27 protein-coding genes and 1 pseudogene are annotated in these 26737 nt (G+C 60.0%); 14 read left to right on the top strand and 14 right to left on the bottom strand.

What is annotated here, in order from left to right:
* Positions 1–49: 49 nt before the first annotated feature.
* Together J2Y83_RS07005 and J2Y83_RS07000 are read left to right on the top strand one after the other, a co-directional pair.
* Positions 50–916, top strand: a complete 867-nt coding sequence (locus J2Y83_RS07005; RefSeq protein WP_253394068.1) for an MBL fold metallo-hydrolase — start codon at positions 50–52, stop codon at positions 914–916.
* A 34-nt stretch (positions 917–950) separates the two neighbouring features.
* Complete coding sequence (locus J2Y83_RS07000; protein ID WP_253394066.1) at positions 951–1565, top strand: NAD(P)-dependent oxidoreductase; 615 nt, start codon at positions 951–953, stop codon at positions 1563–1565.
* A 61-nt stretch (positions 1566–1626) separates the two neighbouring features.
* Here J2Y83_RS07000 and J2Y83_RS06995 read toward each other — a convergent pair whose 3' ends face one another.
* The gene (locus J2Y83_RS06995; protein WP_253394064.1) at positions 1627–2499 is read right to left on the bottom strand and encodes a LysR substrate-binding domain-containing protein; all 873 of its coding nucleotides are present in this window, start codon (positions 2497–2499) and stop codon (positions 1627–1629) included.
* 113 nt (positions 2500–2612) lie between these two features.
* On the opposite strand from J2Y83_RS06995, the gene J2Y83_RS06990 reads away from it, so the two are divergent.
* From J2Y83_RS06990 to J2Y83_RS06975, 4 genes are all read left to right on the top strand, one after another.
* Positions 2613–4238: a 5-guanidino-2-oxopentanoate decarboxylase gene (locus J2Y83_RS06990; protein WP_253394062.1), complete on the top strand. Its 1626-nt coding sequence runs from the start codon at positions 2613–2615 to the stop codon at positions 4236–4238.
* Positions 4235–5677: an aldehyde dehydrogenase family protein gene (locus J2Y83_RS06985; RefSeq protein WP_253394060.1), complete on the top strand. Its 1443-nt coding sequence runs from the start codon at positions 4235–4237 to the stop codon at positions 5675–5677. Before J2Y83_RS06990 ends, J2Y83_RS06985 begins: the two co-directional genes overlap by 4 nt.
* Before the next feature lie 236 nt (positions 5678–5913).
* A complete protein-coding gene (locus J2Y83_RS06980) occupies positions 5914–7101 on the top strand; it encodes a cyanate transporter (protein ID WP_253394058.1) in 1188 nt (395 codons plus the stop codon).
* Between the two features lie 137 nt (positions 7102–7238).
* On the top strand, positions 7239–8174 hold the full coding sequence (locus tag J2Y83_RS06975) for a LysR family transcriptional regulator (protein ID WP_253394056.1): 936 nt from the start codon (positions 7239–7241) through the stop codon (positions 8172–8174).
* Positions 8175–8221: 47 nt separating this feature from the next.
* On the opposite strand, the gene J2Y83_RS06970 is transcribed toward J2Y83_RS06975, so the two are convergent.
* Both J2Y83_RS06970 and J2Y83_RS06965 read right to left on the bottom strand, forming a co-directional pair.
* Complete coding sequence (locus tag J2Y83_RS06970) at positions 8222–8584, bottom strand: 5-carboxymethyl-2-hydroxymuconate Delta-isomerase (RefSeq protein WP_253394054.1); 363 nt, start codon at positions 8582–8584, stop codon at positions 8222–8224.
* 55 nt (positions 8585–8639) lie between these two features.
* Positions 8640–9563, bottom strand: coding sequence for a LysR substrate-binding domain-containing protein (locus J2Y83_RS06965; RefSeq protein ID WP_247402885.1), 924 nt, complete (start codon positions 9561–9563; stop codon positions 8640–8642).
* A gap of 128 nt (positions 9564–9691) precedes the next feature.
* Here J2Y83_RS06965 and J2Y83_RS06960 point away from each other — a divergent pair, with 128 nt between their 5' ends.
* Positions 9692–9871, top strand: coding sequence for a hypothetical protein (locus tag J2Y83_RS06960; RefSeq protein ID WP_253394052.1), 180 nt, complete (start codon positions 9692–9694; stop codon positions 9869–9871).
* Between the two features lie 127 nt (positions 9872–9998).
* Here the strand turns inward: J2Y83_RS06960 and J2Y83_RS06955 are convergent, their stop codons facing one another.
* Positions 9999–10145: a hypothetical protein gene (locus J2Y83_RS06955; protein ID WP_253394050.1), complete on the bottom strand. Its 147-nt coding sequence runs from the start codon at positions 10143–10145 to the stop codon at positions 9999–10001.
* Positions 10146–10343: 198 nt separating this feature from the next.
* Here J2Y83_RS06955 and J2Y83_RS06950 point away from each other — a divergent pair, with 198 nt between their 5' ends.
* Both J2Y83_RS06950 and J2Y83_RS06945 read left to right on the top strand, forming a co-directional pair.
* Positions 10344–11651: an MFS transporter gene (locus tag J2Y83_RS06950; RefSeq protein ID WP_253394048.1), complete on the top strand. Its 1308-nt coding sequence runs from the start codon at positions 10344–10346 to the stop codon at positions 11649–11651.
* Entirely contained in the window at positions 11648–12406 is a 759-nt protein-coding gene (locus J2Y83_RS06945) for a substrate-binding domain-containing protein (protein ID WP_253394046.1), read from the top strand. Before J2Y83_RS06950 ends, J2Y83_RS06945 begins: the two co-directional genes overlap by 4 nt.
* Here J2Y83_RS06945 and J2Y83_RS06940 read toward each other — a convergent pair.
* On the bottom strand, positions 12398–13300 hold the full coding sequence (locus J2Y83_RS06940; protein WP_253394044.1) for a LysR family transcriptional regulator: 903 nt from the start codon (positions 13298–13300) through the stop codon (positions 12398–12400). The genes J2Y83_RS06945 and J2Y83_RS06940 overlap by 9 nt on opposite strands.
* Positions 13301–13568: 268 nt before the next feature.
* On the opposite strand from J2Y83_RS06940, the gene J2Y83_RS06935 reads away from it, so the two are divergent.
* Together J2Y83_RS06935 and J2Y83_RS06930 are read left to right on the top strand one after the other, a co-directional pair.
* The gene (locus J2Y83_RS06935; protein WP_017848713.1) at positions 13569–13781 is read left to right on the top strand and encodes a cold-shock protein; all 213 of its coding nucleotides are present in this window, start codon (positions 13569–13571) and stop codon (positions 13779–13781) included.
* A gap of 69 nt (positions 13782–13850) precedes the next feature.
* Complete coding sequence (locus J2Y83_RS06930) at positions 13851–14060, top strand: cold-shock protein (RefSeq protein WP_253394042.1); 210 nt, start codon at positions 13851–13853, stop codon at positions 14058–14060.
* 36 nt (positions 14061–14096) lie between these two features.
* On the opposite strand, the gene J2Y83_RS29780 is transcribed toward J2Y83_RS06930, so the two are convergent.
* The 5 genes and pseudogenes from J2Y83_RS29780 to J2Y83_RS06910 form a co-directional block, all read right to left on the bottom strand.
* On the bottom strand, positions 14097–14960 hold the full coding sequence (locus tag J2Y83_RS29780; RefSeq protein WP_373423734.1) for a methyl-accepting chemotaxis protein: 864 nt from the start codon (positions 14958–14960) through the stop codon (positions 14097–14099).
* Positions 14955–15722: pseudogene (locus tag J2Y83_RS29775) on the bottom strand (MCP four helix bundle domain-containing protein); the annotation flags it as partial. The gene J2Y83_RS29780 and the pseudogene J2Y83_RS29775, both read right to left, overlap by 6 nt.
* A 512-nt stretch (positions 15723–16234) precedes the next feature.
* Positions 16235–17260 carry a histone deacetylase family protein gene (locus J2Y83_RS06920; RefSeq protein WP_253394038.1) on the bottom strand — a complete coding sequence of 342 codons (1026 nt, stop codon included), beginning with the start codon at positions 17258–17260 and terminating at the stop codon, positions 16235–16237.
* Positions 17261–17348: 88 nt separating this feature from the next.
* Positions 17349–18578 (bottom strand): Zn-dependent hydrolase, encoded by a 1230-nt coding sequence (locus tag J2Y83_RS06915; RefSeq protein WP_253394036.1) that lies wholly within the window; start codon positions 18576–18578, stop codon positions 17349–17351.
* Positions 18579–18591: 13 nt separating this feature from the next.
* Positions 18592–19911 (bottom strand): MFS transporter, encoded by a 1320-nt coding sequence (locus J2Y83_RS06910; RefSeq protein WP_253394035.1) that lies wholly within the window; start codon positions 19909–19911, stop codon positions 18592–18594.
* Positions 19912–20069: 158 nt separating this feature from the next.
* Here J2Y83_RS06910 and J2Y83_RS06905 point away from each other — a divergent pair, with 158 nt between their 5' ends.
* Positions 20070–21008 carry a LysR family transcriptional regulator gene (locus J2Y83_RS06905; RefSeq protein ID WP_253394034.1) on the top strand — a complete coding sequence of 313 codons (939 nt, stop codon included), beginning with the start codon at positions 20070–20072 and terminating at the stop codon, positions 21006–21008.
* Between the two features lie 243 nt (positions 21009–21251).
* On the opposite strand, the gene J2Y83_RS29675 is transcribed toward J2Y83_RS06905, so the two are convergent.
* Positions 21252–21593: a helix-turn-helix domain-containing protein gene (locus J2Y83_RS29675; protein ID WP_367399734.1), complete on the bottom strand. Its 342-nt coding sequence runs from the start codon at positions 21591–21593 to the stop codon at positions 21252–21254.
* A gap of 303 nt (positions 21594–21896) precedes the next feature.
* On the opposite strand from J2Y83_RS29675, the gene J2Y83_RS06900 reads away from it, so the two are divergent.
* Both J2Y83_RS06900 and J2Y83_RS06895 read left to right on the top strand, forming a co-directional pair.
* Positions 21897–22685, top strand: a complete 789-nt coding sequence (locus J2Y83_RS06900) for an EAL domain-containing protein (protein WP_373423729.1) — start codon at positions 21897–21899, stop codon at positions 22683–22685.
* 186 nt (positions 22686–22871) lie between these two features.
* Positions 22872–24524: a methyl-accepting chemotaxis protein gene (locus tag J2Y83_RS06895; RefSeq protein ID WP_253394033.1), complete on the top strand. Its 1653-nt coding sequence runs from the start codon at positions 22872–22874 to the stop codon at positions 24522–24524.
* 92 nt (positions 24525–24616) lie between these two features.
* On the opposite strand, the gene J2Y83_RS06890 is transcribed toward J2Y83_RS06895, so the two are convergent.
* The 3 genes from J2Y83_RS06890 to J2Y83_RS06880 are packed head-to-tail and all read right to left on the bottom strand — an operon-like array spanning position 24617 to position 26735.
* Positions 24617–25402, bottom strand: a complete 786-nt coding sequence (locus tag J2Y83_RS06890) for an amino acid ABC transporter ATP-binding protein (protein ID WP_301294908.1) — start codon at positions 25400–25402, stop codon at positions 24617–24619.
* Positions 25399–26064 (bottom strand): amino acid ABC transporter permease, encoded by a 666-nt coding sequence (locus J2Y83_RS06885; RefSeq protein ID WP_253394032.1) that lies wholly within the window; start codon positions 26062–26064, stop codon positions 25399–25401. Before J2Y83_RS06885 ends, J2Y83_RS06890 begins: the two co-directional genes overlap by 4 nt.
* Positions 26061–26735 carry an amino acid ABC transporter permease gene (locus J2Y83_RS06880; protein WP_253394031.1) on the bottom strand — a complete coding sequence of 225 codons (675 nt, stop codon included), beginning with the start codon at positions 26733–26735 and terminating at the stop codon, positions 26061–26063. Before J2Y83_RS06880 ends, J2Y83_RS06885 begins: the two co-directional genes overlap by 4 nt.
* Positions 26736–26737 lie beyond the last annotated feature (2 nt).

Genomic DNA, 26737 nt, shown 5'->3' with positions numbered 1-26737 from the left:
TGGTGCAACTAAGCTCTGTGCATCCCTTACCGATTGCCGGAGCTGCCCGATGTTTTCCACTCTCAAGCGCCTGACCCTGGCGACCGCCGCCCTGGCCTTCGCCGCCCAGGCCGCCGCCACCGAGCTGACCCTCGACGTGTACAACCCCGGCGAAGCCGCGATCTTTCCGGTCAGTTCGGTGCTGGTCAGCGGCGCGAAAGACGCGATCCTGGTCGACGCGCAGTTCGGTAAAAGCCAGGCCGAACAACTGGTGCAGAAGATCCGCGCCAGCGGCAAACACCTGACCACCATCTACATCAGCCACGGCGACCCGGACTACTACTTCGGCCTCGACACCCTGACCGCCGCATTCCCCGACGCCAAGGTGCTGGCCCCGCAAGCGGTGGTCGACCATATCAACGCGACCGTCGTCGGCAAACTGGCGTTCTGGGGCCCGAAAATGGGCGCCGACAAGCCAGGCAAAACCATCGTGCCGCAGGTGCTCGACGGCCGCCGCCTGACGCTTGAAGGCCAACACCTGGAAGTGATCGGCCTGGACGGCCCGCAGCCGGATCGCAGCTTTGTGTGGGTTCCATCGATCAAGGCCGTCGTCGGCGGTGTGGTCGTCGCCGACAACATCCACCTGTGGATGGCCGATACTCAGAGCGCGCAGTCGCATAAAGACTGGCTGGCCAGCCTGCAACGCATCGCCGAGCTGAAGCCGCGCACGGTGGTTCCGGGGCATTTCCTCGGCAGCCCGTCGCTGCAATCCGTGGCCTTTACCGCCGACTACATCAAGGCCTTTGCCGAAGAAACCGCCAAGGCCAAGGATTCCGCCGCCCTGATCGCGGCAATGAAAAAGCGTTACCCGACCCTCGCCGACGAAAGCTCGCTGGAACTGAGCGCCAAAGTCGCCAAGGGCGAAATGAAGTGGTGAAGCGTTTCAAACCTTAACCGTACTGGAGAACGTCATGAGCAAGATCGCAATCATTGGGGCCACTGGCCGTGCCGGTAGTCAACTGCTGGAAGAGGCGCTGCGGCGTGGGCATAGCGTGATCGCCATCGCGCGTAACACCGACAAACTTGCCGTGCGCCCTGGCGTCAGCGTCAAACAGGTCGATGCACTGGATGCCGAGGCCTTGCAACAGGCCATCAGCGGCAGCGATGTGGTGATCAGCGCGGCGCACTTCGCCACCCTGCCCGCCAGTGCGGTGATCGGCCCGGTGAAAAAAGCCGCAGTGAAACGCCTGCTGGTGGTAGGCGGCGCGGGCTCGCTGCTGCTGCCGGGCGGCACTCGGGTGATCGACAGCGAGGGTTTCCCGCAAGCGTACAAGGCAGAAGCCAGTGCCGGCGCGACGTTCCTCGAGGCGTTGCGTCAGGAGCAGGAACTGGATTGGACCTTCCTGTCGCCGTCGGCCGAATTCGTTGAAACCGAGCGCACCGGCACGTTCCGCCTGGGTCAGGATGATTTGCTGGTGAGCCACGAAGGCCGCAGCTGGATCAGCTTCGCCGACTTCGCCATCGCGATGCTCGATGAAGTGGAAACACCGAAGCACTCGCGCCAGCGTTTCACCGTCGGTTACTGAGCCAACGCGATCAAAACATGGGGGCGCTGGCTTGCCGGCGCCCCCATGTGGATCTTCAGCGCTACGCCTGTTGCGCCTGGTTGACCAACCAATCCATCAGCGCTTCAAGCCCGGCCGAAGGGGCCGTCCCCGGCGGATACACCAGGTAATAGCCCATCCCCGTCGGCACCCGCAATTCAAACGGCGCCACCAACCGCCCCGCCTTCACGTCTTCGCCAATCAACGCACTGTCGCCAATCGCCACACCTGAGCCCTGGGACGCCACCGTCATGGCCAGATCCAGCGTCTCGAAATGGTGGCCCTGGCTCACATTGCTCAAGCGCGTCTTCGCCGCCTCCAGCCACAACGCCCAGTCGCGTTCGTCCCGCGTGGGGTGCAGCAGCACCTGTTGCTGCAGGTCCGCAGGCGTACTCAGACGGTCGCGTAAAGCCGGCGCGCAGACCGGTGTGAGTTGTTCATCGAACAGATGCCGAGCCTCGGCCGATTGTTCCGCGCTGGGCGCATAGATCACCGCTGCATCGAACTGCTCGCGACGAAAGTCCACGCTGTAGGCCACGGTCGTGGTCAGCTCCACCGGCACATCCGGGCGTTCCCGTTGCCATTGCATCAAGCGCGGCAGCAGCCAGCGCATCACGCAGGTGGAGGCCTTGAGCTGCAGGGTGTCGCGGCGGCTGCCGATCTGCTCCAGCGCGTCACCGAGCAGGCCGAACACCTGCTGCACCCGCAGCGACCACTCGCGGCCTTCTTCGGTCAGGCTCAGGCCCCGCGCCTGACGCAGGAACAGCGCGTAGCCCAAATGGCTTTCCAGCCCGGCGATCTGCCGGCTTACCGCACCCTGGGTGATGTGCAACTGCTCGGCGGCGCGGGTGAAGTTACAACACTGGGCGGTGACCCAGAAGGTATGCAGCGCAGGCAGCGGCGGGAGGCGTTTCATAGGAGCAAGCAGCCATGACGTGAGGACATGGCTAGTATGACTTTTTATCGATTGTTGCCGCTACCGGCCAGCCGGTCCAATACCGCCCAACCTCAACAATAAGAGCGACATGTATGGCGACCTGCGGCGAAGTACTGGTCAACCTTCTGGAAAGCTACGGCGTGGACCAGGTGTTTGGTATCCCTGGAGTACACACCGTGGAGTTGTATCGCGGCCTGGCGCGCTCGAACATCCGCCACGTCACCCCGCGCCACGAACAGGGCGCGGGTTTTATGGCCGATGGCTATGCACGCACCAGTGGCAAGCCCGGCGTGTGTTTCATCATCACCGGCCCCGGCATGACCAACATCACCACGGCCATGGGCCAGGCCTATGCCGACTCGATCCCGATGCTGGTGATCTCCAGCGTGCAGTCGCGCAGCCAGTTGGGCGGCGGGCGCGGCAAGTTGCATGAGCTGCCGAACCAGAGCGCGCTGATCGCCGGGGTGGCGGCGTTCTCCCACACCTTGATGTCGGCAGCGCAATTGCCCGGCGTGCTGGCGCGGGCGTTCGCGCTGTTCCAAGCGGGGCGGCCGCGCCCGGTACACATCGAAATCCCGCTGGATGTGCTGGTGGAAAACGCCGATGCATTGCTCGGCACTTCACCCGTCAGCGTGGCGCGTGCCGGTGCGGCACCGTCGGCGGTCAAGCAGATGAGCCAACGACTCGCCGCCGCCAAACGCCCATTGATCCTGGCCGGCGGCGGCGCCATCGCGGCAGCCGCGGCGTTGACCCGCCTGGCAGAAACCCTCGGCGCCCCCGTGGCGCTGACCATCAACGCCAAAGGTATGCTGCCCGCAGCCCACCCGTTGCTGATCGGCTCGACCCAGACCCTGCTCGCCACCCGCGCCCTGGTCGCCGAGGCCGATGTGGTGCTGGCCATCGGCACGGAGCTGGCAGAGACCGACTACGACGTGACCTTCGCCGGCGGCTTCGAGATTCCCGGAGCGCTGCTGCGCATCGATATCGACCCGGACCAAACCGTGCGCAATTACCCGCCCGAACTGGCGTTGGTGGCCGACGCACAGATCGCCGCCGAGGCCTTGCTCGCCGAGCTCCAGCGCCTGCCGCTGGCGCCTCGCCACAGCGCCTGGGGCGCTCAACGCGTCGCCCGCCTGTGGGCCGAATTAACGCCGACCTGGGACGCCGCCACCCGTGCGCAAACCCGCTTCCTCCACACCGTGCTGGAGGAACTGCCTAATGCGGTGCTGGTGGGCGACTCCACGCAGCCGGTGTACAGCGGCAACCTGACCCTGAACCTCGACCACCCGCGCCGCTGGTTCAACGCCTCCACCGGCTACGGCACCTTGGGCTACGCCCTGCCTGCAGCCATCGGCGCCTGGTTGGGGCGTGGCGATGGCCAGCCGGTGGTGTGCCTGATCGGTGACGGCGGGCTGCAATTCACCCTGCCGGAACTGGCCAGCGCCGTGGAAGCACGCACGCCGATCATCGTGCTGCTGTGGAATAACCAGGGCTACGAGGAGATCAAGAAGTACATGCTCAACCGGGCCATCGAACCGGTCGGCGTCGACATCTACACGCCGGACTTTATCGGCGTGGCCACAGCCCTCGGTTGCGCCGCCGAGCGCATCCAGGGCGTGGACTCGCTGCGCGTTGCCTTGCGGGCTGCCGCTGATCGCCAAGGGCCGACGCTGATTGAAATCGACCAGCAACGTTGGATGCAGGAGGTGGCGGTATGAGCGCAGTCATGAACGGTGTGTATATCAATGGTGCGTGGCGTGCCGGCCATGACGTGCTGGAGGTGATCAACCCGGCCACCGAGGAGACGTTGGCCCAGGTCAGCGTCGGCGATGCGAGCGCCGTGGCCGAGGCGGTCGACGCCGCCAGCGCGGCGTTTATCGGCTGGTCGCAAAGCACCGGGCGTGAGCGCGGCGCCCTGCTGCGCAAAGTGGCTCAAGGTGTGAGCGAACAGCGTGAGCCGTTGATGCGCGTGCAGGCGCGCAACAGCGGCAAACCGTTGTTCGAAGCGGGTATCGATGTCGACGACGTGATCGCCACCTTCGAGTACTACGCCGGTCTCGCCGAGGCGCTGGACGCCGAGCAAGACCGTGCGGTGGTGCTGCCCTGTGACGCCTTCAGCGCCCGCCTGCGCCGCGAACCCTGCGGCGTGGTGGGCCTGATCGTGCCGTGGAATTTCCCCATGGTCACCACCGCCTGGAAACTCGCCCCGGCCCTCGCCGCCGGCTGTTGCGTGGTGCTCAAACCGTCGGAAGTGACACCGCTGGCGGAATTGCAACTGGCGCGGATCATCGCCGAGGCCGGCTTCCCGGCGGGGGTGTTCAACCTCGTCTGCGGCACCGGCCTGGCCGTGGGCGCCCCATTGGCAGCGGCGCCTCGCGTGGCGAAGATTTCCTTCACCGGCAGCAATGCGGTGGGCGTGCAGGTGATGCAACGCGCCGCCGAAACCGTCAAGGGCGTGAGCCTGGAGCTGGGGGGCAAATCCTCGCTGCTGGTGTTGGAAGATGCCGACCTCGACCTGGCGCTGGAGCTGGCCTGTGGTGGCGGCTTTTTCAACGCCGGGCAGATGTGTTCCGCCACCAGCCGCGTGCTGGTGGCGGACAGTCTCGCGGATGAATTCCTGCAGCGTTTGACCGTGCGGGTTGAAGGGATTCGCGTCGCTGACCCGTTTGCCGAAGACGTGGAAATGGGCGCGCTGATCAACCACGCCCAGTACCAACGGGTGTTGGCGCATATCCAGCGCGGCGTGCAGGACGGCGCCCGCTTGCTGTGCGGCGGTGAGCGCCCGGCGCACTTGGCGAAAGGCTATTTCATTCGTCCCACGCTGTTCACTGACGTGCCGCTGGACAGCGCATTGTGGCAGCAAGAAATCTTCGGCCCGGTGCTGTGTGTACGCCGCTTTACCACGGAAGACGAGGCCATCGCCCTGGCCAACGACAGCGATTTCGGCCTGGTAGCCAGCGTGGTCAGCCGCAACGGCGAAGCCGCCGAACGCGTGGCCAATGCCTTGCAGGCCGGCATGGTGTGGATCAACGCGCCACAGGTGATCTTCGCGCAAACGGCGTGGGGCGGTTACAAGCAGAGCAGCATCGGCCGCGAGCTAGGCCCGTGGGGGTTGGCGGCGTTTCAGGAGATCAAGCACGTGATCCGGTCTAACTGACGACGCAGCCTCCCTGTGGAATGTGGACCAATGTGGGAGGGGGCTTGCCCCCGATAGCACTCATTCAGTTGGAGCATCTTTGACTGAACCACCGCTATCGGGAGCAAGCCCCCTCCCACATTTTGATGTGCGGTATTTCAGTTAACTGCGTTTTTTAGATAGCCCCTGCAACTTTCTCATTTGCCCCCGCTCCCCGTGCGTGGCCTGATTCGCCCTTGTTCACTCAAGGCTGGCCCATGGAAAACGTTCACGCAAAATCCACCACCGCCGTCTGGCTGATGATCAGCGTCGTGCTGGTCGCGCTTAACCTGCGCCCGTCGATGGCGGCCGTAGGGCCGTTGTTAGCGTCGATTCGCGGCGAGGTGCCGTTGAGTTTCAGCAGCGCCGCGTTGCTGACCATGTTGCCGGTCATGGCCATGGGCCTGGCGATGTTTTTCGGCATGGGCCTGGCCAAGCGCTTCGGCGAACATCGCAGCATCGCGGTGTCGCTGCTGGTGATCGGCGTGGCGACGCTGTCGCGGTTGTTCCTCGATTCGGCGCTGGAGTTGATCGTCAGCGCGATCGCTGCGGGGGTTGGCATCGCGATGATCCAGGCGGTGATGCCGGCGCTGATCAAGTCACGCTTCAGCGCCAACGTTTCATTGTTCATGGGTTTGTACGTCACGGCGATCATGGGCGGCGCGGCGCTGGCGGCGTCGTTCTCGCCGTTCGTGCAGGTGCAGACCGGCAGTTGGCGCATCGGCCTGGCGATCTGGGCAGGGCTGGCCTTGCTCGCCCTGGTCTTCTGGTCCGCCCAGCGTGCGGCGCTGCCCGCCTTGCCCCAGGTCGGTTCTGACAAGCAGGAAGGATTTTTCGGCAATGGCCGCGCCTGGTTGCTGGCGATCTTTTTTGGCCTCGGTACAGCCTCCTACACCTGCGTCCTGGCGTGGCTGGCGCCGTACTACGTCGAACAAGGCTGGAGCGAACAGCATGCCGGTTTGCTCCTGGGTTTCCTCACCGCGATGGAAGTCATCTCGGGCCTGGTGACCCCGGCCATCGCTAACCGTCGCCAGGATAAACGCGCAGTGGTGGCGGTGTTGCTGGTGCTGATCATCCTCGGTTTCTGCGGGCTGATCCTGGCGCCCCAATACCTGAGTTTGCTGTGGCCCTGCCTGCTGGGCCTGGGCATCGGCGGGCTGTTCCCGATGAGTTTGATCCTGTCCCTCGACCACCTCGACCACCCGCGCCGCGCCGGTGGCCTGACGGCGTTTGTGCAAGGCATCGGCTACCTGATTGCCGGCCTGTCGCCGTTGATCGCCGGGATGATCCGCGATCAGTTGGGCAGTTTCGAATGGGCATGGTGGTCGCTGACGGCGGTGATCGGGGTGATGCTGCTGATCGTCACGCGCTTCGATCCGAAGCATTACGCGGAGCACATTCGCTGACGTCGTGTTGCAAACACTTTTTGTCCCACACAAAACATAGAAACACCCTACAGAGCTTTCTATTGGCACGCCCGTTCCGTTAATCTTCTACCCTTGTCGCGCGCTGTCACAGTGCCAAGGCTTACCGGATGGAATGGATGCTAAACAGTAACTTGCTCAGAAAGCTCGATATGCAGGATTTGATGGTGTTTATCGCCGTCTACGACCAGAGCAGCGTTACCGAGGTGTCAGAAACGCTGTTCGTCAGCCAGTCGACCGTGAGCTACAGCTTGAAGAAGCTGCGCACCAGTTTCGAGGATGAGCTGTTTATCAACACGCGGGCGGGTATGCGTCCGACGTACAAGGCCAGCACCATGTACGGCCATGTGCAGAAAATCCTCGAAAGCATCAACCTGTGCCACGCCGGTGGCCAGGCCTTTGACCCCACCCAGAAGGCCGTGAGCTTCAACGTGTGCGCCCCGGAGTATTTCGAGCAGTTGATCCTGCCGCGCCTGTTGAAAAACTTCGACCGCGCCGACCTGCCGGTGATCGTCAATGTGCGCAAGCTGGAAACCGAGATCCCCGCCGTCGACCTGCGCGAAGGCCGCCTCGACCTGGTGATTTGCTTTGGCCCGCACTTTCACCGCGCCCATAAAGACTTCAAGACCCAGATGCTGCTCGAAGACGACCTGGTGTGTGTCTTCGACAAACGTGCAGCGCCCCGTGAGGCGGCGTTCAGCCTGCAGTCTTTCGTCGAGCGACGCCACGTATTCCCCACGCCGTGGACCTCCGACACCAACATGATCGACGGCTGGCTGGCGCGCCAGGCCCACAAGCGCCAAGTGGTCGCCCGGGCCAACAGCTACAGCGCCGCGTTGAAGATGATCGCCGGCACCGACTTCATCGTCACCCTGCCCCGCCGTGTGCAAAGACTGCTGGCACCCGCCGCAGTGTTCGGCTATTGCGAGGCGCCCAACGGGTTGCCGGGGTTCACCCTGGACATGCAGTGGAACGCAACCAGTGAACAGGACAGCGCCAATACCTGGTTCAGGGAGCAGGTGGTAAAAGTCTGCGCTGAACAGGGATTACTCTGACCTCACGCATCGACGTAGAGCGCCAGGGTTGTGAAGGACGGAAGCGCTCAACCAATCGCGACCTTACTGTAGGAATCGCGATCGATATCCAGCAACTCGACACTCAGTTGCACCTGCACCCCCTCCGGCCACGGCCCAAGCTCTTGCACCACGGCCAGCAGGCTTTCCGATAACTGCTTCTTGACCTGCGCCGAGCGCCCGCTGAGCAATGCCAGGCGCACGGCGACAAAACCCCGGGCGGTCATGGCGGTGCCCACGCGAAAACTGTCGACCTTGAGCGAACGGCTCTTGATATCGAATTCGGCGCCAAACTGACCGGAGGCCACCAACGCATGGTTCAGACGCAACAGGGCCTTATCGGCGTCCAGTTGCGTCAGGTTGGCGGTGTATTCCAGGTGCAGGTGTGGCATGGGAGTCTCCGAAGTAACCGTAGGAAGATTCCCAGATATACCACGGATAAAAGCATCAGACCTTTTTCACCAGGTCGCGGTCGCTCATAAACGCCTCCAGCCGCGAACGCATCCAGCGCTCGGCAGGGTCGGTGTCCACATGGCTGAGCCAGACCATGGACAAATCCAGGGTCGGTGTCTCGAACGGGTATGGCTCACAAAACAGGTTGCCCGACAGCGTCATGGCTTCGGCGGTGTAGTCCGGCAGGCTGGCGATCAGGTCGGTGCCGGCCAGCAGTGCCGGCAGCGCGCTGTATTGCGGCACCGACAACACCACATGGCGCTTGCGCCCGATTTCCGCCAGCCACTCATCGGCAAACCCGGACACGTTGGCGGTGTGGGACACCAGCACATGGGGCCGCGCGCAATATTCATCGAGGGTCAGCGGCCGGTCGGACGCGTCGGCGCGCAACAAGCGCGGGCGGATATGGCGCAGCAACTTGCGCTTGGCATTCGCCGGCAGGCCACGGGTCTGGGTGATGCCGACGGTGATATCACCGGACCCCAGCAGATCGGGAATCCGCCAGTAGTCGACGTGCTGCACCACGAACACCACCATCGGCGCTTCCTGGCGCAAGGCGCGCAGCAACGGCGGCAACAGGCCGAACTCGACATCATCGGACAGGCCGATACGGAAGGTCATGGTGCTGACGGACGGGTCGAAATCGTGGGTCAGGCTCAGGGCCGATGACAGCGAGTCCAGGGCCGGCGACAGATGCAGGATGATTTCCTCGGCCCGCGCGGTAGGTTCCATGCGGTGGCCGACGCGAATAAACAGCGGATCGTTGAACAAGGTGCGTAACCGGTTGAGCGCCGAACTGATGGTCGGTTGGCCGAGAAACAACTTCTCCGCCACCCGCGTCACATTGCGCTCGAGCATCAGTGCTTCGAAGACCACCATCAAGTTGATGTCGGCCTTGCGTAATTCATTGCGATTCATCGATGCCCGCCCTTTCCCCACGACAAGCCGCAGTTTAGAAAGCCCGAGGAGCTGCGTCTATGCGCACTCTGTTCAATAGACGGCTTTGCGACTATAAATCAGCTCTTCAAGCTCGCAGGAACACTCTCGTGCTGGTCACTCTCGCCGCGGCCACCCTCTTGGCCGGGTTCTGTATCTGGGTCATCCAGTTTATCGCGCACCCCACCGCCCGCACTTTGTTGCGGGTATTCGTCGGCTTGTGCCTGGCGGCGGTGGTGGCGTATCTGGTGTTGGCGTCGGGTTATCCTATTTCGTTGCTGGTCTCATAACCCCCCGAGGGGCCGGCGGCTGTTCCGGGCGCAAACGCAGCGCCAGGGTCAGCAACCCCACACAGGGTGCTCGATTGGCTGACGGATACAGCGCAATCGCGAGCAAGCCCGCTCCGCACTTGGGGCATCAGGGTTTCAGCGGAATTTCCTGATCCCGCTCCGAAAGCTCCGTGCCGTCCTCGGGATGCTTCCAGGTCTGCGGCTTTTCTTCCTCCAATCGCCGCCGACGTTGCTCCCGCTCCCGCTCGTCCCGCTGTTTCTGTTCGTCAGTCATAGGCACCCCCGGCCGTAAAAAGTTGGTTACGCCTGCAAGCATAGAACAAGGAACGCACAATGTGCCTGCGCCGAAATTGATAACCAAAACGCATCAATGCATCCAAATTACTCACTTTTCATTTCTAAATGTGTCAGCCACTATCCTCAGTCCTAAGCGAAACAAGCACTTTAAAAAGAACGCTGGAGACACAAAACCATGACAAGCCCTACCCGACCCGACTCTGCCCGTTCGAAAGTGGGTGCAGTATTCCGCGTTACTTCGGGCAACTTCCTCGAACAGTTCGACTTCTTCCTGTTCGGCTTTTATGCCACCTACATCGCTGCCGCGTTCTTCCCCGCCGCTAATGAGTTTGCGTCATTAATGATGACCTTCGCCGTATTCGGCGCGGGCTTCCTGATGCGTCCGTTGGGTGCGGTAATCCTGGGCGCTTACATTGACGATGTCGGTCGTCGCAAAGGGTTGATCGTGACCCTGTCGATCATGGCCAGCGGCACGCTGCTGATCGTGCTGGTGCCGGGTTATCACACCATTGGCCTGTGGGCACCGGCGCTGGTGTTGCTCGGCCGTCTGCTGCAAGGCTTCTCGGCCGGTGCGGAACTGGGCGGGGTGTCGGTATACCTCGCAGAAATGGCCACCCCCGGCCGCAAGGGCTTCTACACCAGTTGGCAATCGGGCAGCCAACAGATCTCCATCGTGGTCGCCGCCGCGCTGGGTTATGGCCTGAACGTGTGGATGGAACCGGCGATTGTGGCCGACTGGGGCTGGCGTATTCCGTTCGCCGTCGGTTGCGTGATCATTCCGTTCATCTTTGTGCTGCGGCGCAACCTTGAGGAAACCGAAGAGTTCGCCAACCGCAAGCATCGCCCGAGCATGCGTGAAGTGCTGGCGACCCTGGCGAAAAACTGGTCCGTGGTCATCGGCGGCATGTTGATGGTGGCCATGACCACCACTGCGTTCTACCTGATCACCGTGTACGCGCCGACCTTCGGCAAGACCGTGCTGCAACTGAGCACGTCCGATGCGTTGCTGGTGACCTTGCTGGTGGCCGTATCGAACTTTGTCTGGCTGCCCATCGGCGGTAGCCTGAGTGACAGCTTCGGGCGCAAACCGGTGTTGGTCGCGATGACCGCGCTGACGGTGCTTACGGCTTATCCGGCGCTGTCCTACGTGGTAAACGCACCGAGCTTTGCGCATATGCTCGAAACCCTGCTGTGGTTCTCCTTCCTGTACGGCATGTACAACGGCGCGATGATCCCGGCGCTGACCGAAATCATGCCGGTGGAAGTGCGCGTGGCGGGCTTCTCCCTGGCCTATAGCCTGGCGACCGCGATCTTTGGCGGTTTCACCCCGGCGATCTCGACTTGGTTCATTCACATCACCGACGACAAGGCCTCGCCGGCTTACTGGTTGATGTTCGCCGCCCTGTGCGCCCTGTGCTCGACCCTCGCGCTGTATCACCGGGCCAACACCCGTGGGCAGGTAATGCCGGAAGCGGCGCAATGAAAGCGCTGTTGAACACCCTGGCGGCCCTCGCCCTCGGCGCCCTGGCGCTGACGGCCCAGGCCGAACAGCTCAAGGTGATGACCTCCGGTGGCTTCACCGCTGCCTACAAACTGCTGGGCCCGCAATACGCCCAGCGCAGCGGCGACACCCTCGACACCGTCCTCGGCCCGTCGATGGGCAAGGCGCCCGAAGCGATTCCCAACCGCCTGGCCCGTGGCGAACACGCCGATGTGGTGATCATGGTCGGCTACGCCCTGGATGACTTGATCAAACAAGGCAAAGTCGACAAAGCGTCCCGCGTGGAACTGGCGGATTCGCGGATCGGCCTGGTGGTGAAAGCAGGCGCGGCCAAACCGGCCATCGACACCGATGCCGAACTCAAAGCGGTGTTGCTCAAGGCCAAGTCCGTGGCGTATTCGGACAGTGCCAGCGGCGTGTATGTCGAGAAGGAACTGTTCAAAAAACTCGGCATGCCGGCCAAGGGCAGCATGATCGAACGCCTCCCCGTGGCCGAACAGGTCGCCAAGGGTGACTACGAGGTGGGCTTGCAGCAGGTCGCGGAACTGTTGCCGGTACCGGGGGTGACTTACGTCGGCAAGCTCCCCGAAGACGTGCAATCGGTGACGCGCTTTGCGGCGGGCATTCCGGTCAACGCCGAACACCCGGCGCAGGCCAAGGCGCTGCTGCAGTACCTCGCCTCGCCCGAGGCGCAACCGGTGGTGCAATCCACCGGCCTGGACTCGGTATCACGCTGACCGATACGGCAGCTCCCGCACCAACCGCTCCAACTCCAGCGCCGCCGGCGGCAACGTGCGCCCGCGGCGCTTGATCAAACCCACATTGCGCATCACCTGCGGCTCCTCCAGCGGCACACTCAGCAGAGTCGAGTGTTCAGAGCCCGGCATGGCAATCGAGGGCACCATCGCCACGCCCAGCCCCGCCTCCACCAAACCGAGCATCGTGGTCACGTGGTGCGTCTCGCAGATGCTCGGTTTTTTCACTCGCACCCCGCGCAGGGCCTGGTCCAGCAGGAAACGGTTGCCCGAGGTTTTGTCCACCGTGATGTAGTCATGCTCGTAGGCCTCGGCCCAGCTTACGCTGGCGCGCTCGGCAAGCGGATGATCGCGGCGGCAGGCCAGCACATAACGTTCCTGAAACAGCAATTCGAACTCCACCTCATCGGCCAGGCTGCCGCTGAAACTCACGCCGAAATCTGCCTCGCCGCTTTCCACCGCGTTGCACACCTCGCCGGCACTGGCATCCAGCACCCGCAGGCGAATCTTGGGGTACAGCTTGTGGAATGCCGAGATCACATGAGGCATGAAGTAATACGCGGTGGACGGCACACACGCGATGGTCACGTCGCCCATACGCGTGGAGGCGACGTTGCTGATGCCCATCAGGGCGATGTCGAGGTCGTCGAGGATGCGCTCGACCTGCGGCAGGAAGGCGCGCCCGACCATGGTCAGGCTGACTCGGCGCGTGGTGCGTTCGAACAACTTCACATCGAGGGCGGTTTCGAGCTTTTCGATGCGACGGCTGAGCGCCGGCTGCGAGATCCGGATGGCATCGGCGGCGGCGCGAAAACTACCCTTGTCTACTACGGCGCGGAAGGCTTGGAGGTCGTTGAGGTCGAAGTTGATGATCACGGAGGATGGCCAATGGGGATCGGGATGCCGGCATTATCGTATGGGCGATGACAGGGCGCCATGCGCGCAGGGACAGCCGCCCGAACACTCCGGGTTTTCCGCATGAAACTGCGCAGCATGGCGCGTTTCGACGGCCTGCGAACCTGTCAAGAATGACAGTACCGCTGGTCTAACGCCGTGTTGACGACGGGCTGGCGCGGGGCTTTTATTAAGCATGTCGCACTGCGTCGGTGCGCAGTAGGACATCAGGGTTTAGAGGATACGAACAATGAGCGACAGACAGAACGGCACGGTGAAGTGGTTCAACGATGAAAAAGGCTATGGGTTCATCACTCCGGATAGCGGAGCTGACCTGTTCGTACACTTCAGGGCGATTGAGGGCACTGGATTCAAATCATTGAAAGAAGGGCAGAAAGTCAGCTTCGAAACGGTAAAAGGGGAAAAAGGCATGCAGGCGGACAAAGTCCAATTGATCAGCTGATAAGCCTGCGACTCACCGCGCCCCCCGCCCACCCTGGGCCATGTATTGCACTGAAAATGGAGAACGGCCATGTCCAGAAAGACTCCACAGACTGCAATCTTCATCAGCAGCGAAACTGCCGTCCACGATACGCAAGACGTGTTCTTTCGCAGCAGCACCGCCCGGGGCGGTCGGGTGCTGCGCGAGGGGCAAACCGTCACTTACGAAGTGGAACGGGGGCCGGGGGGCGAGTGGCAAGCGGTCAATATTGAGATTGTGGAAGAACCGACGCTGAATTAGCGCCATCCTGCGCGCCGCCACTCTCGACGCATTTCACTACAGTTGAAAGCGTGCCACCGCCTCGTTCAGCGCGACCGCCAGTTGCGCCAGTTCCCGACTCGCGCCATTGATCTGCCCGGCGCCGGAAGACGATTGCGCCGACAGGTCGCGAATGTTGACGATGTTGCGATCAACTTCCTTGGCGACCTGAGCCTGCTCCTCGGCGGCACTGGCGATGACCAGATTGCGCTGGTGAATCTGATCGATGGAATCGGTGATCTGGCTCAAGGCACCGCCGGCCCCTTCCGCCAACGCCAAGGTGTCGGTGGCGCGTGCAGTGCTCGACTGCATCGAGGTCAGTGCGTGGTCGGAACCCGCGCGCATGGCGCTGACCATCTGGTCGATTTCCAGGGTCGATTGCTGGGTGCGGTGCGCCAGGGCACGCACTTCGTCGGCCACGACCGCAAAACCGCGTCCGGATTCCCCGGCCCGTGCCGCTTCGATGGCAGCGTTGAGGGCCAGCAGGTTGGTCTGCTCGGCGATGGAGCGAATCACGTCGAGTACCTTGCCGATATCCCGCGACTGCTCGGCGAGGTGTTGCACCAGGGTCGAGGTTTCGCCGATGTTGCTGCTCAAGGCTTGAATGGCGCTGACCGTTTCGCCCACGCGATGTTGGCCTTCGCGCGCCGTTTCATTGGACACCCGCGTGGACTCGGAGGTAGACACCGCGTTGCGCGCCACCTCGTCAGCCGCCGAGGTCATCTCGTTGACGGCGGTGGCGGCCTGCTCGATTTCCGCGGTCTGCTTTTGCAGGCTGCGGCTGCTTTGATCGGTGATGCCGTTCAGGTCGGTAGCGGACGACGCCAACTGCCCGGCCGACTGGCGAATCAGTTGCAAGGTACCGCGCAGGCTGGCTTGCATACTTTGGAGAGCCACGAGTAGGCGAGTCACTTCGTCGTCGCCGGTCACCGCCACCGTTTCGGTCAGATCGCCACGGGCGACGTTTTCCGCCGCCCGCACCGCATGACTCAGCGGGCCGACGATGCTGCGCGTCAGCAGCCACGCCAGCGCCACGGTACTCAAGGCGGCCAGGAGCACAAAGCCGAAGACCATCGTGCGCGAACGGCCGTACTGCGCCTCGGCCGCCTGCCCCTGTTGGCTGATCTGCGCGTTGTAGTAGTCGGCCAATGCGTTGAGCTGGGCGCCGGAGCCGTCGACCACGGTTTTCATGTCCACCAGCAATAACTTGTTGAGCTCAGCGCCCTGCTGCTGGTCGGCCAGCGCAAACGACCGGGCCAGGCCCTGCTGGTATTGGCGCAGCGAGACCTGGAACTGCTCATACAACATGCGGACTTCGGGGCTGTCGATCACAGCATCGAGGTCGGCCAGCTTTTTGCTCAGGTCCTGGCTGCGCGTGTCCATCTGGCTGCGGTATTGCGGGATGCTTGCCGGGTTCGGGTCCAGCGCCATACGCAAAGAGATCGTGCGAATGCGCAACATGATCTCGCGGATATCCGAGACCAGACGCATTTTAGGCACCAGCCCGCGCTCAACCTGGACCGCACTTTCACGAATGCTGGCCATGTTCGAGAGCGCAAAAAACCCGAGTATGGCCACAAGCAAAGCAATCAAAGCAAAACCCAGGCCCGCGCGACGGGCGATGGACAGGCGACGTAAGGACATTTTTCGAGGCTCTTATTAGTGATCAGATGTCATACAAGAGCATTTCGGCCGCAAGGATCAGGACTTTAGAGACGTCATCCATTTCCCCGCGTGCGCCTGCGATCAGTCATGCAGGGTTACAGGGAGATTTGCGTATGCGGAAAAATCCCTGCACGGGAAAGAACCTGATCTCTCCATCCGAAACGAAAAAGCCTGCAGAACGCTCGGTTCAGCAGGCTTTTCGCTGCGGGCATCGGTCAACCGCCCTCAAGCGCACCCGCACGGGGTTGACGCTCGAACCGCGACTTCACACGCCTTGTCGAGCCATCAACTACTGACAAGTCCCGCCTTTGTGATGCGACCCCGTGCCCCCAACCGGATGCGTCCCCTTCGGGCACGCCGCCGCAATAAACGGGCTAAACGCCAACACCACCAATACCCCGACCAATAACAGCTTCTTCATACCATCCTCCGTGATCGTCACGACACATGATGGCATAAAGATATCACACCTCCGCAAGGCTCATATCCGGTTACTTCGCCCAAGCCTGCGGGCCACTGAAGAACGCCTGCGCATTGCTGTCCAACGTCTCCAGGTGATACCCGCCCTCCTGCACGATCACACAGGGCAGCCCCAGCCCACGAATGCACTCACCCAACCGCGCAAACCCGTCCCGCGTCACCGCGACTTTGCTTTGCGGGTCCAGTTCGTAGATGTCGAAGCCCAGGGAGAGCACCAGCACATCCGCAGAAAAGTCCTTCAGCGCCTTGAGGGCCAGTTCAAGTTGTTCAAAGAACACCGCCTCGCTGGCGCCGTGGGGCGTCGGCAGGTTCAGGTTGAAGCCTTCGCCGGCCGCGTTGCCGCGCTCGTCGGCGAAACCGGCGACAGCGGGATAGAAGTTGGTGGGGTCGCCGTGGATCGACACGTAGAGCACGTCGTCGCGATCATAGAAAATCTCCTGAATGCCCTGGCCGTGGTGCATGTCGGTATCCAGGACCGCGACGCGCTGGAAGCCTTTGCGCAACGCCTGCGCCGCCACTGCCGCGTTGTTGATGTAGCAGAAGCCACCCGCCGCATCGAAGCGCGCGTGATGACCGGGCGGGCGGCACAACGCGTAGGCGGCGGGCGCGCCATCGAGGACGGCCTTGGCGGCGGCGGCGGCGCTTTGGGCCGACCAATAGGCCGAGCGCCAGGTCAGTTCGCCGACCGGGCAACTGCCATCCGCCAGGTAGCGCGCGGCTTGGGCGAGGATGCCGCGCAGGGCGTTGGGCTCACGCACGAAGATGTTGGACATGACTTCGTCGCCCCAGTCTTCAGGGATTTCCTTCCAGCGCAGGTGAGCCTCCTGTAGGAAGGCCAGGTAGGACGCGCCGTGTACGGCCAGCAGTGGCTCAAGACCTTGGTCCTCGGGTGACACGATCTCAAAGCCCAGGGTTTGCGCGGCCAGCAGCAGGTTGCGGGCGCGCTCGGGGACTTCCTGCGGCGTGCGCATCTGACCACGGGAGTAGTAGCTGCGCGGATGATGCAGGAGTTGTTCGGGGTGGAAAAACGTTTGCATGGGAATCTCCTGAGTGAGCACGGTGCCTGTGGGTGCTGACTTGCCTGCGCCCATAGCGGATCGTCTTCAGCCTTCCAGAATGAGGTGGTCAGTTGGCGTGGCCGGCACGTTTCAACACGGCGTTGAGTAAGACATCGGCGCCCTGGCGCACGTCCTCGGGCAGTACATCTTCGGCTTCGTTGTGACTGAGGCCGCCGACGCAGGGAATGAAGATCATCGCCGTCGGGCAATAACGCGCAAGGTGGATCGCATCATGGCCGGCGCCACTGACAATGGGCTGCTGGCTGTAACCCAAGGCGTCCACCGCCGCTTGCACGCAAGCCACGCATTCGGCATCGAACGGCGTGGCCGGGCTGATCCAGTGAGGGCTGATGGTGACGCTCAGGCCGCGCTTGCGCGCGATGGCCTGCAAGCGCGCCCTGACCTGCTGCTCCATCGCCTCAATGTCGGCGTCGCGGTGATGGCGCAGGTCGACGGTGAAGGTCAGCAAACCGGGAATGGTGTTGCGCGAAGACTTGGCAATGCTCAACTCGCCGACAGTGGTGAGGCCCTGGGGAGCGAAATCCGTGGCGAGGCATTCCAGGGCCTGGATCATTTTCGCGGCGCCATACAGTGCGTCCTTGCGCAGCGGCATCGGTGTGGTGCCGGCATGCGCGGCCATCCCTTCGACCTGCACGTCGAGCCAGCGAATCGCCTGGCCGCCGCTGACCACGCCGATGCTCTTGGCGTTGTCCTCGAGGATCGGGCCTTGCTCGATGTGGGCTTCGAAATACGCATCCACCGCCCCGCCCAAAACACGCTCGCCGTGGTAGCTGATCATGCGCAAGGCGTCGGCCACGCTGACGCCGTCGGCATCGGTGGTGGCCAGGGCTTGGTCCAGCGCCAACGTACCGGTGAACACGGCGGAGCCGAGCATGGCGGGGGTGAAACGGGCGCCCTCCTCGTTCGTCCATACCGCGATTTCCAGCGGCTTGCGGGTTTGGATGCCGTGGTCGTCGAGGCTGCGCATCACCTCCAGGCCGGCCAGTACGCCGTAGACGCCGTCGAAGCGCCCGCCTTCGGGCTGGGTGTCGAGGTGACTGCCGATCATCACCGGCGCGGCGTCCTTATCCGTACCGGCACGCCGGGCGAACAGGTTGCCGATGGCGTCCACGCTCAGGGTCAGCCCGGCGGCCTTGCACCAGTGGCTGAACAGCTCGCGACCGGCGTGGTCTTCGGCGCTCAACGCCAGGCGGCAGCTACCACCGCGCGCGGTCGCGCCGACTTCGGCCATGGCCATCAGGCTGGCCCATAGACGCTCTCCCTTAATCTTCAACATTGCACCCGCTCCATTAAACGCCAGGGGCCATTTCCAGGCGGTGGGCGGTGGCGTGGCGGCGCGACAAGGCCAATACGCACACCAGCGAGACCGCCGCGATCAGGCTGTAAAACACTGCCATCGGCCACCACTGGCCTTGGTATTCGTGGGCCAGCCAGGTGCCGATCAACGGCGTCAGGCCACCGGCCAGCGCACCGCACACCTGATAGGCCAGGGAAATCGCGGTGTAGCGCACACGGGTTTCAAACAGGCCGCTGACAAAGCCTGCGATCACCGCATAAAACGAGGCCATGCACACCACCGCCAGGGCGATGCCGAGGATGATCAACGGCGCCTGGCCGCTGCTGACCAGCGCGAACATTGGGTAAGGTGACGCCATCGCCAGCACGGTCATCGCGCAGAGAAAACGCGTGGCGCCGACCTTCTCCGCGACCCAGGCCGCCAGGGGCTGCACGCAGAACTGGATGATGGCGACCACGAACAGACATTCCAAAATCAACGAACGCGGTAGGCCCAATTGCTGAGTGCTGTAGGCAATCATGAAGGTGTTGGTGAAATACACGCCGGCGATGCCCAGGGTATTGGCACCGATACACAGCAGCAGCGGGCGCCAGGCGGTTTTCAATACTTCGATCACCGGGGCCTGGTCCGGCTTGAGCACCCGCGCCTTTTCGGCCAAGGCTTTGTCTTCGAGGAACTCAGGCGACTCGTTCACCCCCAGGCGAATCGCCAGGCCAACGATCAACAGCAAGGCACTGGCCAGGAACGGCAGGCGCCAGCCCCAACTGAGCAGGTCTTCTTCGGGCAAACGGGTCACCGCGCTGAACGCCAGCAGCGATAGGATCAACCCCGCCGGGCTACCCAACTGGGCAAAGGAGGCAAAGAAATTACGCCGCCCCTTTGGCGCATGCTCGCCGGCCATCAACACCGCCCCACCCCACTCGCCACCGACAGCAATGCCCTGCACGATGCGCAACAAGACCAGCAGGACCGGCGCCGCGACGCCGATCTGCGCGTAGGTCGGCAACAGCCCGATGCACACGGTGACCACGCCCATCATGACCAGCGTGATCACCAGCGACTTCTTGCGCCCGATCCGATCGCCGATATGCCCGAACACTATGCCGCCCAACGGTCGCGCGAAAAAACCCACGGCAAAGGTGCCGAACGCAGCCATGGTGCTGAACAATTTATCTTCGGAAGGGAAAAACAGCTGACCGAACACCAGCGCGGCGGCGGTGGCGTAGATGTAAAAGTCGTACCACTCGATCATCGTGCCGATGAACGCGGCGGCCGCAGCGCGGCGAGGCTGGGGCGAAGCGGAAGGCTTCATGGGGCTGGCTCCTTTGGTTATTTTTTTGGCAGGAGAAAGGTCGAACGCATGCGCTCTGATGGCGCTTGTTGAGGGTGATTTATCGTCGCGGCTCTATAATTAGTCAATTTTCTATTTATTATTCCAATTATAAATCCTGCTTATTATTGAGCCGCACCATGCCCGAAACCCGCCGCGATATTCATCCGTTGCTCAACGACCGCCTGGACTGGAACCTGCTGCGCACCTTCCGCGTCATTGGCCAGGAACTGAGCATCAGCCGCGCTGCCGCGCGCCTGCACTTGACCCAGCCAGCCATCAGCCAGGCCCTCAAACGCCTGGAAGAGCAACTCGACTGCCAACTCATCGCGCGCCGTGGCCCGCGCTTCGTACTGACCGAGGCCGGCGAACAGATCTTCGCCATCGCCGGCGAGATGTATGGCCAGGTCTCGCAGATGAGCAACGCCCTGCAAAAACCCGGTGATGAAGTGATTGGCAAGGTGCGCCTACTGATGATCAGCCGCATCAACTCCGACACTTTCGATGACTTTCTGGCCGACTTTCACCGCGAACATCCGCGGGTCGAGCTGGACGTTGAGGTGATGCGCAGCTCCGACATCGTCGCTGCCCTGCTGGAAAAAACCGCCACCCTGGGCCTGAGCCTCAACCGCCGGCCACAGCCGCGCCTGGAACAGCATCTGTTCCTGCACCAACGCTATGGTTTTTTCTGCGGAAAACACCACCCACTGTTCGGGCGTCGCGGTTTGGCCGAAGGGGATTTGCAGTCGGAGAACTTCGTCAGTTTTACCAGTGACCAGATCGGCGGAATGCTCTCGCCATTGACGATATTCCGTGACCAACAGGGCTTCAGCGGGCGGATCGTGGCGTCGTCATCCAGCCTCGAAGAAGTGCGCCGCCTGGTGATTGCCGGGTTTGGCCTGGGTTGCCTACCGATTCACGTGGTGGCCGAAGATGTGCAGAACGGGCTGCTCTGGCGCTTGCCGCCGGATGAGGGGATCGCAGATGTGGATATCCACGTGCTGTGGCACCGGGAGCAGAAGATGAGTCGGGCGGAAACGGTATTTATCGACAGTCTTTTGGCTCGTCTGGTGCGGTAGTCGGATGTATTTAGCGATTTACCTGACGGAGAGACCAGACGACTCTCGCAGAGGAGCCCAATAAAGCCTTGGCTTGCTTATGCTGGGCTTCGGTGGATTTTGTAAGTTCCTTCCTCGTCAATGCAAATTCTGTTCGTTGAAACAATTGCTCTTTGCTTTGCAAATTAATGACATCTATCACACCTGCCAAGATCAAACTTGAAAAGAGCGTATTCGCTATTAGGTGAATTGAACCGAGTACGTCTATTGCATTCGATTTTTCAGGATCCTTTTTGCGGCGCCAAGAATTTCCTTCAGCGACGTTTCATCAGCCTGATAGGCAATGTCGCATAGGCAGTGGCGAAGGTTCGCTGTGGTTGGTTCAGCGTGATCCCGGTTCGTGAAAAAAGCATCCAGTCCCACGCCCAGGACGTTAGCGATTCGCTCCAACATCTCAATGCTTGGGGCGTATTCGCCCCTCTCGTAACGACTCACTGTCATCGACTCGCACCCCAATGCTTCAGCAAGCGCAGCCTGTGTACATTTATTGTCTAGTCGTAAGTGCTTGATTCGCTTGCCTATACTGATAGTGGCACTCTGCTTCATGGGAAATATCACTTAAAATCAAATGCTTACACCTAATCACCTCCCCAGGAAGATCATAAAAAGGCTAGATTGCTATTATTTTCTAGCCAATTTCAGTATAGTCATTTTTTGACTATCTGAACGATGTTGAATTGCTAAGGAATTTTCCCATGGACGCCGAAAATTATGCCTGCAGGAAAATGCGATTGATTTTTGGTCCCGGCAGCCGTCAGCGCTTGGGAAGCACCAAGCGTGTATTTGTCATTACAGGTCGAAAAAAACGGCTCCTATTGCCTATGGTTGGGTAACCGGGGAGTCACGTTTATGCTCACACCTTCCCATAATCAACAACTGATACGACAAGGCATGATCGAACAGGCGTTGCGCCAGGTCGATATTGAGCACGAATTCAGCCTGGTTTTTCAGCCAGTGATTGATTTGCGTAGCCGGCGGACTGTAGCGTTCGAGGCATTGGCACGTTGGAGCAGCCCAGAGCTAGGTGACGTCCCTCCCGGCCAATTCATTCCGATTGCCGAGCGGATCGGCCTAATAAATCGCTTGACCGCTCATCTGCTTGGCAAGGCCTTGATGATTGCCTCTCATTGGCCCGCCCATATTTGCCTTTCTTTTAACTTGTCCACACACGACTGTGCTTCAGAAAAAGTCGCCAGACAAATAGTCGACATTATTGAGGTCAGCAATTTTGACGCCCGGCGCCTGGACCTGGAAATAACCGAAACAGCTATCATGCAGGATGTTGTTCAAGTGCAACATACTATTGATAGGTTCTGTCAGTTGGGTTGCGGTGTTGCTCTTGACGATTTCGGCACTGGGTACTCCAGTCTCAGCCAATTACTTTCGTTAGCGTTCACTAAAATAAAAATAGATCGAACCTTTGTCACTGGCATTAATAAAAACCCGACCAGCTACAAAATCGTAAAATCTCTAGTTGCCTTGAGTAGCGACATGCAACTTGAATGCATAATCGAGGGAGTGGAAACTCGCGAGGAGTTGGAAACCTTGATTAATTTAGGTTGTTTTTTTGTCCAAGGGTATTACTTTTCGCGCCCCATGCATCATTCACACATAAATAACTGGCTTAAAGAAAACTAAATTACTCGCGGCACGTCAATAATATTATCGAGGACTGATCAAAATTCAGACTTCGCAAGGTCTTTTTAATGTCTAAACTCAGTAATATCGTCGAAACTGATCATACTGAAAGTAACGACCCTCCCTGATCACACAGGCACAACTTTCGAAAAAATACACCACTAAAACCAATGCAGATTTTAGACAATGAAAGATATCTTTTCCGTAAAAGCCAAACTGGGCCTCAGCTTTGGCTTATTGCTTTTACTTGTTCTGATGACTTCAGCAATCTCCATTCTTTCACTTGGCGACTCCAACAGTCGATTTTCCAGTTACATTAATGGTATCGGCAAGCGAAAAGAGCTTTCTTCAGAATTATTACTGGCGGCTCAACAACGAGCTATTTCGGCAAGAAACCTGGTTATAACAAACTCCCCTACCGTTCGAGCCGATGAAAAAAATACTGTACACAATGCGCACCAACGAGTGGGTGCATTATTACGCGAGCTGACCACATCGGTAGATGGCATGTCGCCTAATGAAGAAAAAGTCGATGCTCAACGTTTAATTTCCAACATTCAACAGATAGAGGCTTTATACGGGCCTGTCGCTTTAAATATTGTCGATCTAGCGCTGAAGGGGGACAACGAATCGGCAATTGTAAAAATCAACAACGATTGCGAACCACTCCTCAAGAAACTGATTGTGATTGTCACTCAATTTATTGAGCTTGAGGAAAAGACCAGCCTAGCCAATATAATACATTCGCAGGAAGAGTATGAACTGCAACGCAATCAATTGATTATTTTTAGTCTCATTGCTGCAACAATCGCATTAACCCTTACACTTGTAATCACTCGCGGACTGGACCGAGCATTAGGAACGGAGCCATCAATCCTTTCCGGTATTGCCCAGCGAATCGCCTCCGGCGATATTCGAGCCATTGCTGAAACTAAAGCAGCTAAACCTGGAAGCGTGCTTGCATCGTTTGGCCAAATGCAATCCAACCTCAGCAGGCTAATTAGTGAGGTTCATAGCTCATCCAACGTGATATCAGGTTCTGCGGAGGAACTATCAGCGGCAACGGAGCAAACCCGTGTAGGGGTTAGTCAACAACGCTTGGAAATTGATCAGGTTGCTACGGCAATTCATGAAATGGCAGCCACTGTAATGGAAGTTGCGCATAATTCCGAGAGTGCGGCCAATGCAGCAGCGACAGCCGATCAACAGGCGCAGACAGGCGGAATAATGGCCAAGCAAGCGGTAGTTCAGATTGAGCATCTGGCCATAGAGGTCTCGAACACGGCTACTGCTATGCTTCGACTTAAGCAGGAGAGTGAGCATATTGGCGGCGTGCTTAATGTAATCAAGTCTGTAGCTGATCAAACCAACCTTCTTGCTCTAAATGCTGCAATTGAAGCGGCCAGGGCTGGCGAAGCGGGTCGTGGTTTCGCAGTGGTAGCTGATGAAGTACGCAACCTGGCCAAGCATACACAAGGCGCCACCCAAGAGATTGAAACGCTCATTGCCAGCTTACAAGTCATTTCAGGGGAAGCCGTTGAACGGATGGAAGCATGTCGAGGCCTTACCGATAAAGCTGTGATTCAGATATCCGACACAGACGCTACTGTAACGGTCATCACCACAATGATTAGCAATATTCAGGAAATGGTGAGACAGATTGCGACGGCGGGAGAAGAACAAAGCGCAGTGGCTGAAGAGATCAGTCGCAGTGTAACCCGTGTTCGTGATATTTCAGACCAGTCTGCCGCCTCGAGCGAGCAGACGGCCGCATCTAGCACTAATCTGGCAAAGCTTGGTGGCACGTTGAGACAACAACTAGAAAGATTTCAAATCTGATGACCTAGGACCGGTTTAAGGGCAAGACAGCTATAGTCCGTTTTGTAGGCGATCCAATATCTCGGATCGCCTTTTTATTGTAGTGCGATATGTTAGATAGAGAGGCTGCGGTCAAGCCAGGGCTTTAAAAATTGTTGAATGCGTGGAGTGGCCGACTTCCCAAACAACTGCGCGGGTGGCCCGGCTTCGACGATTCGTCCGGATTCCATAAACACCACATGGTCTGAGATTTTCGCGGCAAAGCTCATTTCATGGGTGACCATGACCATTGTCATGCCATCGTGTGCAAGTCCACGAATCACGCTGAGTACTTCTTCGACCAACTCTGGGTCCAACGCTGAAGTGGGCTCGTCGAGGAGCATAACTTCCGGTTCGATGGCCAGTGCTCTGGCAATGCCGACTCGTTGCTGCTGACCTCCACTCAATTGCGCAGGATAGGCATCAGCCTTGGCCGCCAAGCCAACGCGCTCCAAGGCAAGACCCGCCAGACGGTGTGCCTCGGTCTTTTTGATTTTCTTGGCCAACACCAGAGGGGCGGCAACATTTCCCAGCACGGTCATGTGGGGCCATAGGTTGAACTGTTGGAAGACCATAGAGACCGGACGACGCACTTCGGCAATCGCGCCTTCACTGTCGCGGTCCCGCGGCGTGCGGCCCTTGGAGTGGTAACCGAGTAACTGGCCCTTGATCCAGACTTCACCTTCATCATAAGCCTCCAGGAAGTTGATGCAGCGCAGCAAGGTGGTTTTTCCGGAGCCGGAGGGACCTATGAGTGAAACGATTTCGCCGCGCTTGACGTCCAGGTCAACACCTTTGAGAACGCGGGCTGCGCCATAAGACTTGCCAACAGTACGCAGTTGCAAGATGGGTAGGGTCATAGGGTTCTCTGCGGTGAGGTCACGAAGGTTGCGCAGCCGCGCACTGCCAACGCAATGGTTTGGGCAAGTAGCCAATAGCCAAGGATCAGCAGTGCGTAGGGGCCGACGTAGTTGTAGGTGGAGGACACGATTTCTCCGGTAGTCATGGTCAGTTCGGGCAGCGTGATGACAGACGCCACGGCGCTTTCCTTGATGACAAGGACCGTCTGATTGCCCAACAGCGGCAGCGCGAAAATCAGCGCCTGGGGCATTTCGATATGACGCAGGGACTGCCAGCGGTTAATACCGAAGGCTTGAGCGGCTTCCAGATGACCCGGCGCGATGCTGTTCCAACCAGAACGGAAGATTTCCGCGAAGTAGACCGCCGAGTAAAGTGCTAGGGAGGCTACCGTTGCTTGCGCGGCGCTCAGGGTGAGGCCAATCACAGGCAAGCCGAAATAGACAATCATCAGCTGTGAAAAGTAGGGTGTTCCACGTATGAGCCACACCAGCAATCGGTAAGGAATGCTCAACTGACGTGCATAGCAAATGCGCAAGGCGTTGAGGGTGAATCCAATGACCATGCCAATGAATGCGGCAAGCAAGCTGACCCCAAGGGTCACAAGCATAGCGTTGACATACCGCCACAGCAGTTCCATGGTTTCGGGGCTGATGACATTCATCCTTGAGCTCCATTACGACGCATCATTCGTTGTTCGAAGCAGTACCCGGCCAGCGATAGCAACGAGGTAATGACCAGGTAGAAGACGGCCGTCAGGGTATAAACCTCCAGTGGTCGGTAGCTAGACGAGGACAGTTGCTGGCCGACCCTCATCAGGTCGGTCACGGCGATTACCGAGACCACGGCAGAGGCCTTTACGATGTCGATCATTTCGCTGATGAGCGCCGGAAGCGTCGAAGCGACGACCTGCGGGATTTCAATGTGCCAAAGTCGCTGGCGGCGCGTCAGGTTGAAGGTCAGTGCCGCTTCGATTTGCCCTTGCGGGATTGATCGGAAGCCGGCGCGTAATATTTGCGACTGATAAGCCGCTGTGTTCAGTGTCAACCCGATGACCGCGACGACGATGCCGGGAAAACTCAAACCCAGCGCCGACGGCACGTAGTAGAGCACCAACAGTTGCGCGAGCACCGGTGTGCCACGAAACACACTGATATAAGCCTTTGTCGCCCAAACGATCGGGCGACAACCGTGGGTGGACAGGGTATGAATCAGGATGCTGGCAAAGAACCCGCAGACAACGGCCACCCCCGATAACATCAGCGTGGTGAACGCACCCTCTAACAGTTGCGGTGCATAGGCTACGCATCGGGCGATAAGATCAGTCAGATTCATGT

It is taken from the genome of Pseudomonas marginalis (assembly GCF_024169655.1).
GTDB classification, from domain to species: domain Bacteria; phylum Pseudomonadota; class Gammaproteobacteria; order Pseudomonadales; family Pseudomonadaceae; genus Aquipseudomonas; species Aquipseudomonas paraveronii.
The sequence above is the reverse complement of the archived record's forward strand: the minus strand, read 5'-3'. Positions and strand labels throughout refer to the sequence as shown.

What these genes read in the sequence shown, in the direction of transcription:
- J2Y83_RS07005 (WP_253394068.1), top strand. Translation starts at nt 50, where the DNA reads ATGTTTTCCACTCTCAAGCGCCTGACCCTGGCGACCGCCGCCCTGGCC.
- J2Y83_RS07000 (WP_253394066.1), top strand. Translation starts at nt 951, where the DNA reads ATGAGCAAGATCGCAATCATTGGGGCCACTGGCCGTGCCGGTAGTCAA.
- J2Y83_RS06995 (WP_253394064.1), bottom strand. Translation starts at nt 2,499, where the DNA reads ATGAAACGCCTCCCGCCGCTGCCTGCGCTGCATACCTTCTGGGTCACC.
- J2Y83_RS06990 (WP_253394062.1), top strand. Translation starts at nt 2,613, where the DNA reads ATGGCGACCTGCGGCGAAGTACTGGTCAACCTTCTGGAAAGCTACGGC.
- J2Y83_RS06985 (WP_253394060.1), top strand. Translation starts at nt 4,235, where the DNA reads ATGAGCGCAGTCATGAACGGTGTGTATATCAATGGTGCGTGGCGTGCC.
- J2Y83_RS06980 (WP_253394058.1), top strand. Translation starts at nt 5,914, where the DNA reads ATGGAAAACGTTCACGCAAAATCCACCACCGCCGTCTGGCTGATGATC.
- J2Y83_RS06975 (WP_253394056.1), top strand. Translation starts at nt 7,239, where the DNA reads ATGCTAAACAGTAACTTGCTCAGAAAGCTCGATATGCAGGATTTGATG.
- J2Y83_RS06970 (WP_253394054.1), bottom strand. Translation starts at nt 8,584, where the DNA reads ATGCCACACCTGCACCTGGAATACACCGCCAACCTGACGCAACTGGAC.
- J2Y83_RS06965 (WP_247402885.1), bottom strand. Translation starts at nt 9,563, where the DNA reads ATGAATCGCAATGAATTACGCAAGGCCGACATCAACTTGATGGTGGTC.
- J2Y83_RS06955 (WP_253394050.1), bottom strand. Translation starts at nt 10,145, where the DNA reads ATGACTGACGAACAGAAACAGCGGGACGAGCGGGAGCGGGAGCAACGT.
- J2Y83_RS06950 (WP_253394048.1), top strand. Translation starts at nt 10,344, where the DNA reads ATGACAAGCCCTACCCGACCCGACTCTGCCCGTTCGAAAGTGGGTGCA.
- J2Y83_RS06945 (WP_253394046.1), top strand. Translation starts at nt 11,648, where the DNA reads ATGAAAGCGCTGTTGAACACCCTGGCGGCCCTCGCCCTCGGCGCCCTG.
- J2Y83_RS06935 (WP_017848713.1), top strand. Translation starts at nt 13,569, where the DNA reads ATGAGCGACAGACAGAACGGCACGGTGAAGTGGTTCAACGATGAAAAA.
- J2Y83_RS06930 (WP_253394042.1), top strand. Translation starts at nt 13,851, where the DNA reads ATGTCCAGAAAGACTCCACAGACTGCAATCTTCATCAGCAGCGAAACT.
- J2Y83_RS29780 (WP_373423734.1), bottom strand. Translation starts at nt 14,960, where the DNA reads ATGCAAGCCAGCCTGCGCGGTACCTTGCAACTGATTCGCCAGTCGGCC.
- J2Y83_RS06920 (WP_253394038.1), bottom strand. Translation starts at nt 17,260, where the DNA reads ATGCAAACGTTTTTCCACCCCGAACAACTCCTGCATCATCCGCGCAGC.
- J2Y83_RS06915 (WP_253394036.1), bottom strand. Translation starts at nt 18,578, where the DNA reads ATGTTGAAGATTAAGGGAGAGCGTCTATGGGCCAGCCTGATGGCCATG.
- J2Y83_RS06910 (WP_253394035.1), bottom strand. Translation starts at nt 19,911, where the DNA reads ATGAAGCCTTCCGCTTCGCCCCAGCCTCGCCGCGCTGCGGCCGCCGCG.
- J2Y83_RS06905 (WP_253394034.1), top strand. Translation starts at nt 20,070, where the DNA reads ATGCCCGAAACCCGCCGCGATATTCATCCGTTGCTCAACGACCGCCTG.
- J2Y83_RS29675 (WP_367399734.1), bottom strand. Translation starts at nt 21,593, where the DNA reads ATGAAGCAGAGTGCCACTATCAGTATAGGCAAGCGAATCAAGCACTTA.
- J2Y83_RS06900 (WP_373423729.1), top strand. Translation starts at nt 21,897, where the DNA reads ATGCTCACACCTTCCCATAATCAACAACTGATACGACAAGGCATGATC.
- J2Y83_RS06895 (WP_253394033.1), top strand. Translation starts at nt 22,872, where the DNA reads ATGAAAGATATCTTTTCCGTAAAAGCCAAACTGGGCCTCAGCTTTGGC.
- J2Y83_RS06890 (WP_301294908.1), bottom strand. Translation starts at nt 25,402, where the DNA reads ATGACCCTACCCATCTTGCAACTGCGTACTGTTGGCAAGTCTTATGGC.
- J2Y83_RS06885 (WP_253394032.1), bottom strand. Translation starts at nt 26,064, where the DNA reads ATGAATGTCATCAGCCCCGAAACCATGGAACTGCTGTGGCGGTATGTC.
- J2Y83_RS06880 (WP_253394031.1), bottom strand. Translation starts at nt 26,735, where the DNA reads ATGAATCTGACTGATCTTATCGCCCGATGCGTAGCCTATGCACCGCAA.